This window comes from Protofrankia sp. CiT1 (assembly GCF_917627335.1).
In the GTDB taxonomy this organism is placed as follows: domain Bacteria; phylum Actinomycetota; class Actinomycetes; order Frankiales; family Frankiaceae; genus Protofrankia.
On record NZ_CAKJTP010000009.1, the window covers coordinates 3,194 to 12,145 of the forward strand.

Sequence of the window (8,952 nt, forward strand, 5' to 3'; positions counted from 1 at the left end):
TCGGGGTCCCCAAATTTTCGCGAAGCGGAAATTTGGGGCTAGCGGGTGAGGACCGCGCAGGCGCTGACCCCTGGCGCGCCGTAGACGTGGCTGAACGCCACCGTCGGGTTTCCGGGCACCTGCCGCCCGGCCGCGGCTCCGCGCAGCTGCAGCACGTTCTCGTATACCTGGCGCAGACCCGACGCGCCGATCGGCTCGCCGTTGGCGATACAGCCGCCGTCGGTGTTGACCGGGAGACTGCCGCCGATGCCGGTCGCGCCGGTGCGCAGCAGCTTCTCCTGCTCACCGTCCACGCACAGGCCGCACTTCGGCCATGTGGCAGATCTCCGCGCCGGCCTCGGTGTCCTGGAGCTGCGCGACGTCGACGTCGCCGGGGGCCACCCCGGCCAGCTCGAACGCGGCCCGGGCCGCGTCCACGCTCGGGCTGTCCGCGCGTTCCAGCGCCAGCCACGGGCTGAACACCTCGAACGAGCCGAAGCGGCGCGTACGCAGCACCGCGGACCGCAGGTAGATCGGTGTGTCGGTGTACCTGCGGGCGCGGTCCGCCCGGCACAGCACGAGCGCGACCCCGCCTTCCCCTGGCGAGCAGAACATGTACTGCGTCAGCGGATGGCTCAGCATGGCTGACGCCAGGATCTCCTCTTCGGTGAGTGGGGTGCGCCGCCACGCGTGCGGGTTCAGCGAGCCGTTGTGATAGGCCTTGGCCGCCACTTTCGCCAGCACCGACGTGCTGATGCCGTGGGTGTGCAGGTAGCGTTGTGCCTTCATGGCGAAGAACTGGGTGGTCAGCATGAGCCCGGTCTCGCCGTACCAGCCTCCGAGGCCGACTGCGGCGGGGTCGGTGTCGAACGCGCCCCGCGGATGCTTGTCAAAGCCGATCACCATGCCGAGCTCGTACGCACCCGACCGGATGGTGCTGTCGGCACTGATCAGGGCGCTGCCACCCGTCGCGCACCCGTTGGACACGTTGATGAACGGGATACCGGTCAGCCCCAGCTCCGAGACGAGCGAGTCCGCGTCCCCCGCCGCGTGGCTGCCGCCGAAGGCGAACTGGATGTCAGTCCATTCCAGGCCCGCGTCCGCCAGCGCCGCCCGAGCCGCGCAGGCTCCCTGCGCCCGTCCGCTGACCCCTTCGTGCCGTCCGAACGGGTGGATCCCGATGCCCACGACGGCGACGTCCACGGCATACTCCTCTGCGGTTACTGGTGGCTGATTTTCACTGCGGGTCAGGCGGAGCGCACCGGGGCGAACGCGTAGGTGAGGACCTGGGTGCCGTCGTCGTCCGTCCGCAACGGCACCAGGACCAGCTCCATCGGATCCCCGATCCGCAGCCGCCGCGGGTCGTTCTCAGTCAGGCGGGCCTCGACGATGACCGCACCGGGCAGCTCCACGTATCCCACGCCGTAGGGGGTGAAGTCCGCCGGGCCGGCATAGGGGGATTTGGGACGGAAACCTTGCACGGTGAAGGACCACAGCGTGCCGCGGCGGGGAAGGACGCGGTCCGCCATGTCCATCCGGGCGCACCTCGGGCACGACCGCTGGCGGGGAAAGGTCGTCGTCCCGCAGGACCGGCAGCCGCTGGCGACGAGGCTCGGCCCGTCATCGCCTTCGACGAACAGGCCGTCGTCCACCGGCCGTGTCCTTGTCACAGGTCCGCCTCCCCGCCGTCGAGCAGCTGCCGGGTGTGTTCGCCCAGGCGCGGCGCCCGTGTCGGCGCCACGGCCGGGAAGGACGAGAACCGGTAGGGGCTCATCGGGACCGGCGCGCTGACGCCGTCGTCGAGCTCGATTGTGGCGAAGAAGGCCCTCGCCCGCAGGTGCTCGTCGTCGAGGACGTCCTCGGGGGCGTTGACCGGCCCGATCGGCAGTCCCCGCCGCTGCCCCTCGTGGTAGGCCGTGGCGGAGTCCAGCAGGAGGAACAGGCATTCGATGAGTTCCTGGATGTGCGCGAAGTTCCGCTGGCGGTGGGCCAGGCCGCGGTAGGCGGCATCGGTCAGGTCCGCGGCCACGCCGACGCTTTCCATCCAGGAGACCAGCGCATCCCAGGGCTTCTGGTCGGCGAGGATGAGCGCGAAGTACACCCACCGGTCGTCCGCGCAGCGGAACAGCGCCGGCTGGGTCGGCACGGGTTGCGCGTGCCGGCAGGTCTGGCGTCGCACGAGGACGCGTGGGTAGAACCAGTACGGGTTCGCCAGCTCCCCGCTGACGGCGAGGGACTCGTGCATGGACACGTCCACCAGCTGCCCGGCGCCGGTGCGCTGCCGGTCGAGCAGGGCCAGCAGCAGGCCGCAGTGCGCGAAGCTCGCCGCGGTGTGGTAGCCCTGGTTGCCGCCGGGCCGGATGGGCGGGATGGTGTGGTCGTCGTAGCCGCAGCTCGCCAGCGGGCCGCCAGCGGCCAGGCCGACCAGGTCGGACGTGCGGTAGTCCGCCCACGGGCCGTCCAGCCCGAACGGGGTGACCGACAGGATGACCAGCCGTGGGTATTCGGCCAACAGTCGGGAGTAGTCAAGGCCGGCCGCGGCGATCTCGCTCGGCCGCAGGGTGACGAGCAGGACATCCGCGCCGGCGAGCAGGCGGTGTAACGACGCCCGGCCCGATTCCGGTCCGTCAAGGACGACGCTGCGCTTACCGAGGTTGTAGTACCAGAATGTCAGGCTTGTGTCGGCGCTGACGACACCGCGGGCGAAGGGGCCGGCCTGGCGCGTCGGTGACCCCTGGGGTGGCTCGACCTTGACGACGTCGGCACCCAGCTCCGCGAGCAGTTTCCCGGTGTGCTCACCGGCGGGGTCACCGGCCCACTCGACGACCGTCAGCCCCGAGTAGGGGAGCGCGGGGGAGCCGGCCGCCGCGGGCGGGGAAGCGGGGGGCATGTCAGATCACACCCGCCGCGGCGAGGCCAGCCATCTCGTCGGCGGACAGGCCGAGGAGCTCGGTGAAGACGTAGGCGTTGTCCTCGCCGAGCAGGGGAGCCGACCGCCAGTTGTCCTGCTCGATATGGGAGAAGGCCACCGGCGTTCCCTCGAAGCGCGCCGGGCCGATCACCGGGTGGTCCAGCTCGAAGAAGATGCCACGATGGGCGAGCTGCGGGTCGATCTCGTTGAGGTCGCGCGCGTCCTGGACGGCACCGGCGCAGACGCCGTTGTCCTGCAGGAGCGTCATGATTTCGTGTGGCGATCGCTGCTGTGTCCATGCGCTCAGGTGGGCGTCGAGCGCGTCGGAGTGGGCAAACCGGCTCTGCTGGCTGGCGAAACGTGGGTCCGCGGCCCAGCCGGGGCTGCCGAGGACGGTCACCAGGCGCTGCCAGTCGGCGTCGTCGAAGACCGCGACGGCCACCCACCGGTCCGCACCGGCACAGGGGTACACCCCGTGCGGGGCGGCTGGCGGATGCTCCAGCCGGTTCCCCAGGGGGAAGCCCGGCCGGCGGGTCGGTCGCGCGTTCACGGTGACGTCGAGCAGGTCGGGACCGAGCAGGCAGACGCCGGCCTCCACGGCGGAGACATCGATTTCCGTGCCCTTCCCCGTCGCGTTGCGATGCAGGACCGCCATGAGCAGAGCCGCGCTGTTGCAGTAGGCGGCCTGGTTGTCCATGTAGGACAGGCCCCATCCCGAAGGCTCCCGGCCGGGCAGGCCGCTGATGAAGGACAGCCCGCTGACCGCCTGCACCACCGGCCCGTAGCTGCGGTAGGAGTGGTGCGGGCCGCTCTGGCCGAAACCGCTCATGTGGGCGTAGATGACCTCGGGGCACAGCGCCCGCAACCGTTCGTAGGTCAGGTTCCAGCGGTCCATGACGCCGGGGGCGAAATTCTCCGTCACCACACTGCTTGCCGCGATGAGCCGCTCCGCCAGCTCCCGGCCTTCGGCTGAGCGCATATTGATCGTTACGCCGAGCTTGTTGCGGTTGTAGTTGTTGAACAGCCCGCCCTTGTCCGGATCGGGATGCGGATCCTCCTCCCCGAAGGAACGGGGATCATTCTTGTAGAACGGCAGCCGACGTGGCATGTCGAGGCGGGTCCGGTCTTCGATTTTGATGACTTCGGCGCCGAAGTCCGCGAGCATGCGGGTGGCGACGGAGCCGACGCCCATCCAGCAGAAGTCGGCTATGCGGATACCGGTCAGCGGCCCGCGGCGGGCCCGGGGCCTCCGTTGCCGCGTCTGCCGCGTCGAGTCCCGCGTCGGCGACTGCTGAGTGTCCACCGTGCCGCCTCCCTGGGGTCGGATGCGCAGCCAACTGTATTTCTCATGATGAAACGCCGCAAGCCCCTGATCGCGCCATGTCCGCCCCGCTGCCGGCGGGCCGGGCCGGGGTGACTCTTGTGGCTTTTCATCATGACGAATATCGTGCCAATCCGATATGGATCGATCACGTGCCGGTGCGGCCCCACGGCCCCGCGGGTGTGCGGGCGGGGCGGACCGGGTTGGGAGGAGCCAGCAGTGACTGGTAGCCGGGAATGGCACCTGGTCCGCCGTCCCACCGGGTGGCCGACGGACGACGACGTGGCCTTGGTGGAGGTTGACGTACCCGGCCCCGGGCCGGGCGAACTCCTCGTGCGCAACACCGCGATGTCGGTGGAGCCGTATATGCGCGGCCGGATGAGCGAGGCGGTCTCCTACACCGAGCCCTACGCGCTCGGCGCGCCGATGCTGGGACACGCGGTCGGCACGGTGATCGCGTCCGGTGAGCCTGGCATCCCGGCCGGCCGGTCCGTGGTCCACCAGGCGGGATGGCGGGAGTACGCGCTGGTCCCCGCCGCGGCCGCCGAACCCGTCGACACGGACGCTTTTCCCGCCTCCACCTACCTCGGCGCCCTGGGCATCACGGGCATGACCGCCTATGTCGGGCTGTCGCACGTCGCCGCGTGCAAGCCCGGGGAAACCGTGTTCGTCTCGGCCGCGGCCGGCGCGGTGGGTGCCACCGCCGGCCAGATCGCCAAAGCCATGGGCTGCCGAGTGATCGGCAGCGCGGGCGCTGAGGCGAAGGTTCGTTTCCTCACCGAGGAGCTCGGATATGACGCGGCGTTCAACTACCGTGACTCGCCCGTGCGGGCGTCGCTCGCCGTGGCGCTGACGGAGGTGGGCGCGGACGGCCTGGACGTCTACTTCGACAACGTCGGGGGAGAGCAGCTGGAAGCCGCGATCCGGGTCATGCGCCCGTTCGGCCGCATCGCGCTCTGCGGGGCGATCTCCACCTACAACGCGACCGAACCCGTGCCCGGTCCGCGCAACCTGCTGCTGATGATCTGGCGCCGGCTGCGGATGACAGGCTTCCTCGTCAGCGATCATGCTGACCAGCACGCCGCTTTCACCGGTGACATGTCGCGCTGGCTGCGGGCGGGCGCGGTCCGCAGCGTCGAGACGGCTGTCCACGGCGGTGTCGAGGCCGCCTGGCCGGCGTTCCTGGCGATGCTGCGCGGTGACAACGTCGGGAAGATGATCGTCCATTTCGGCTCGTCCGCGGTCGGTGACGTGGATCACTGATCGCTCTTGACAAGACTAGTTCGTTATAAGGAATCTGTCCCCAGCCTCGGCCGCGGCCGTCGACGGGGGGTGGGACGCGCGGCCGGAAGCGACACACCGGAACGGGGCACCAGGCGGGTGGCCCTGCCGTGGGTACCGGGCTGCTCCGGGGCGGGGCCCGGCACAGCGGCCCAGCGTGGCCCGCTCGCACCGCGACCGGGTTTCACCATCTCAGGAGGAGAACGGATGACAATCGTGAGGACGTTCGAAGACGTCCGCGACCGCGTCAACATCAGTGACACGCTCTGCCGCTACTGCTCCACGGTCGACCAGAAGGACTTCGTCGGCTTACGCGCGGTCTTCGCCGAGGACGCCCGGATGCGTTTCTGTCTGGGCGGTACGTGGAACGAGTGGGTCGAGGGCGCCGACGCCATCGTGGCGTGGATCGACAAGATGACCGCGGACCGCGGTTTCCAGCACCACCTGCTGTCCGTCTACCACGTCGACATCGAGGGCGACCAGGCCTCGACACTTGCCTACCTCACGTCCCACCAGGTCGCCGCCGACGATCCCGACCAGGTCATGCAGATGTCCAGCCGTTACCGCAACCGACTGCGCCGGGACGGCGAGGGCTGGCTCATCACCCAGATCGAGCTCGAGGTCGGCTGGATCGAGATCCGGGCCTTCGACCAGAGCCAGGCGATCGGCTGATGCCGGCGTCCACACCGGCATCTATGGCGGGCGGCATGCCACCTGCCGGCAGCTGCCCGGTGATCAACTATGACATCATGTCCCCGCGGCCGGTGCTGACCGCCGTCCGGGAGATGGCGGAGCTGCGCGAGGCCGCCCCCGTCTGCTGGAACAGCTTCGGGACCGGTTTTTGGATGCTCACCCGTTACGAGGAGTGCCGGGAGGCGTATCAGGCCCCCGAGATCTTCGGTAGTGATTCGGTGATCGTCCTGGACCCGAACCCTGGCTACCGCTGGATTCCGACGAATGTCGCCCCGCCCGAGCACAGCCGGTACCGCCAGATCCTCAACCGGCCCTTCTCACCCCGCACGGTCGCGGGTATGGCCCCCCGGATGCGCGAACTGTGCAACCAGACCATCGACACCTTTGTCGGCAGGGGCGGCTGCGAGTTCGTGGCCGACTTCGCGGCGGTGTACCCGACCCGGGTCTTCTTGTCGATCATGGGTCTGCCCGCGGCCGACGACATGCTGTTCGTCGACTGGGTGGACACGATCTTCGACGCCTTCAGCGATCCCGCGGGCCAGGCCCGGACGATGGCGGCGATGGGCGCGATGACGGAGTACTTCGTCAGGGTGGTCGCGGACCGGCGGGCGGCCCCGCGTGATCCGGCGGCGGATTTCGTCAGCTACCTCATGACGGAACGCTACGAGGATCGGCCATTGCGCGACGACGAGATCCTGCAGATGTGCGTCGTGCTCGTCCTTGCCGGTCTGGACACCGTCAAGAGCCAGCTGAGCTACTCCTTCCACCATCTCGCGACGACACCGGAGCACCGGCGGCGGGTGGCGACCGACCCGGCCGTGGTGCCCACGGCGGTGGAGGAGTTCCTGCGGGCCTTCCCGATCATTCAGGACGGCCGCAAGGTCACCCGCGACGTGGAGTTCCACGGCTGCCCGATGAAGAAGGGGGACATGGTGCTGCTGACGCTGGGCGCGGCCATGCGCGACCCCCGGTCCTTCCCGGATCCCGAGCGGGTCGATCTCGACCGTACGGCCAACCGGCACATCTCCTTCGCGGCCGGGCCGCACCGGTGCCTCGGCTCCCATCTCGCTCGGGCCGAGATGGCCGTCGCCCTGCGGGAGTGGCACCGGCGTATCCCGGACTACCGGCTCGCCTCCGCCGAGCCGGTGCTCGAGCGCGGTGGCGCGGCCGGGCTGGTCGCGCTGCCGCTTGCCTGGGAGCGGTCATGACTGCCGAGCCGACGACCGAGGAGGAGCGCGCCGTGGAGATCATGATTGATCCCGCCCGCTGCACCGGGCACGGCCGCTGCTATTCGCTGGCTCCGGACGTGTTCGACGCCGATGACGATGGCTTCTCCCAGCCACGAGGCGTTGCCTTCGCCGTGGCCGCCGACCGGGCGCAGGCGGCGTGGTTCGGTGCCCGCTCGTGCCCGGAGGAAGCGATCACGGTCATGGCCGTCGAGCGGACCGGCGAAAGCCGCGACCTTGCTGAATTTCCTCATAAGAAATAATGTTCGTCACATCAGGGCGCTCATAGGCCGGGGCGACCGCCATGCCCTCGGTGCCCCGGCAGGTGCCCCCGAGAACGGTGAAGGGAACGGTGTCATGGCCGAGGCGTCGGTGATCGACGGCATCAGGGTGATCGACACGGATACCCATGTGATCGAACCCGCTGATCTGTGGACGTCGCGGATCTCCACGGCGAAGTGGGGTGACCTGGTCCCGCACGTCCGCTGGGACGACGACCGCCAGGAGGAGGCGTGGTACTTCGGCGACGCGCGCCTGTCGGCCACGGCGGGCGGGGCGATGGCCGGCTGGGGCGAGTTCCCGCCGAAGCACCCCCGCCGGCTCGCCGACGTCGACCCGGCGCTGTGGAACGCCCCCGACCGGCTGCGCAGAATGGACGAGTACGGGATCTGGGCCCAGGTGCTCTACCCCAACGTGGCGGGGTTTGGCACCGGGAGGTTCCTCGGGCTCAAGGACCCCGAGCTGATGCTGCGCTGCATCCAGGCGTACAACGACTACCAGACCGACTGGGCGAGCGCGGACCCGCGTCGCCTGCTGCCGATGGCGGCGCTGCCCTTCTGGGACCTGGCGGCGAGCGTGGCCGAGATCGAGCGGACGGTCGCGATGGGGCACAAAGGTGTGATCATGGCCCAGGAGACCGAGTTCTTCGGCCTGCCGCTGCTCGGTGATCCCCACTGGGACCCGATCTGGGCGACCGCCCAGGACCTCGGCGTCCCGGTCAACTTCCACATCGCCTCAGGTGACCTCTCGCTGATCGAGAAGAACGTCCCCGGTAACGGGATGCACGCGAACTACGCCTCGGTCGGGGTCTCCTTCTTCATGGGCAACGCCCGGGCCATCGCGACCGTCATCTGCGCCGGGATCTGCCACCGCTTCCCGCGGCTGAACTTCGTCTCGGTCGAGAGCGGCATCGGCTGGCTCCCGTACGCCCTGGCCGCCCTGGACTGGCAGTGGCGCAACTGCGGCGTTCCACTTGAACACCCCGAGTACGACCTGCTGCCCAGCGAGTACTTCCAGCGCCAGATCTTCGGCTGCTTCTGGTTCGAGCGGGAGACCGCCCGGCAGGCGATCGAACTCCTCGGTCCCGACAACTTCCTCTACGAGACCGACTTCCCGCACCCGACGAGCATGTCGCCTGGTCCGGCGAGCGCGGCGGTCCGACCGGACCTGTTCATCGCGGCGGCGTTCGCGGACCTGCCCGGCGATGTGTCCCACAAAATTCTGCACGACAACGCGGCCCGTATCTACCACCTGGACTGACC

At 69.5% G+C, this 8,952-nt stretch carries 8 protein-coding genes and 1 pseudogene; 5 read left to right on the forward strand and 4 right to left on the reverse strand.

All coding sequences use genetic code 11. The annotated features are described in order from the left end of the window. Positions 1 to 38: 38 nt before the first annotated feature. From MJ785_RS03000 to MJ785_RS03015, 4 genes and pseudogenes are all read right to left on the reverse strand, one after another. A pseudogene (locus tag MJ785_RS03000) lies at positions 39 to 1,182 on the reverse strand (thiolase family protein). Positions 1,183 to 1,226: 44 nt separating this feature from the next. Then, entirely contained in the window at positions 1,227 to 1,649 is a 423-nt protein-coding gene (locus tag MJ785_RS03005) for a Zn-ribbon domain-containing OB-fold protein (RefSeq protein ID WP_239310449.1), read from the reverse strand. Beyond that, positions 1,646 to 2,869: a CaiB/BaiF CoA-transferase family protein gene (locus MJ785_RS03010; RefSeq protein ID WP_239310450.1), complete on the reverse strand. Its 1,224-nt coding sequence runs from the start codon at positions 2,867 to 2,869 to the stop codon at positions 1,646 to 1,648. The genes MJ785_RS03005 and MJ785_RS03010 overlap by 4 nt, the downstream gene beginning before the upstream one ends. A 1-nt stretch (position 2,870) precedes the next feature. Next, positions 2,871 to 4,193, reverse strand: a complete 1,323-nt coding sequence (locus MJ785_RS03015; RefSeq protein ID WP_239310451.1) for a CaiB/BaiF CoA-transferase family protein — start codon at positions 4,191 to 4,193, stop codon at positions 2,871 to 2,873. Between the two features lie 237 nt (positions 4,194 to 4,430). Between MJ785_RS03015 and MJ785_RS03020 the strand changes: the two genes are divergently transcribed. From MJ785_RS03020 to MJ785_RS03040, 5 genes are all read left to right on the forward strand, one after another. Continuing rightward, complete coding sequence (locus MJ785_RS03020) at positions 4,431 to 5,474, forward strand: NADP-dependent oxidoreductase (protein ID WP_239310452.1); 1,044 nt, start codon at positions 4,431 to 4,433, stop codon at positions 5,472 to 5,474. A gap of 225 nt (positions 5,475 to 5,699) precedes the next feature. Further along, the gene (locus MJ785_RS03025) at positions 5,700 to 6,164 is read left to right on the forward strand and encodes a nuclear transport factor 2 family protein (RefSeq protein WP_239310453.1); all 465 of its coding nucleotides are present in this window, start codon (positions 5,700 to 5,702) and stop codon (positions 6,162 to 6,164) included. Positions 6,165 to 6,223: 59 nt separating this feature from the next. Beyond that, positions 6,224 to 7,393 (forward strand): cytochrome P450, encoded by a 1,170-nt coding sequence (locus MJ785_RS03030; RefSeq protein ID WP_239380008.1) that lies wholly within the window; start codon positions 6,224 to 6,226, stop codon positions 7,391 to 7,393. A 41-nt stretch (positions 7,394 to 7,434) separates the two neighbouring features. Then, complete coding sequence (locus MJ785_RS03035; protein ID WP_370652857.1) at positions 7,435 to 7,674, forward strand: ferredoxin; 240 nt, start codon at positions 7,435 to 7,437, stop codon at positions 7,672 to 7,674. Positions 7,675 to 7,768: 94 nt separating this feature from the next. Beyond that, on the forward strand, positions 7,769 to 8,950 hold the full coding sequence (locus tag MJ785_RS03040; RefSeq protein WP_239310456.1) for an amidohydrolase family protein: 1,182 nt from the start codon (positions 7,769 to 7,771) through the stop codon (positions 8,948 to 8,950). The last annotated feature ends 2 nt before the right edge of the window (positions 8,951 to 8,952 follow it).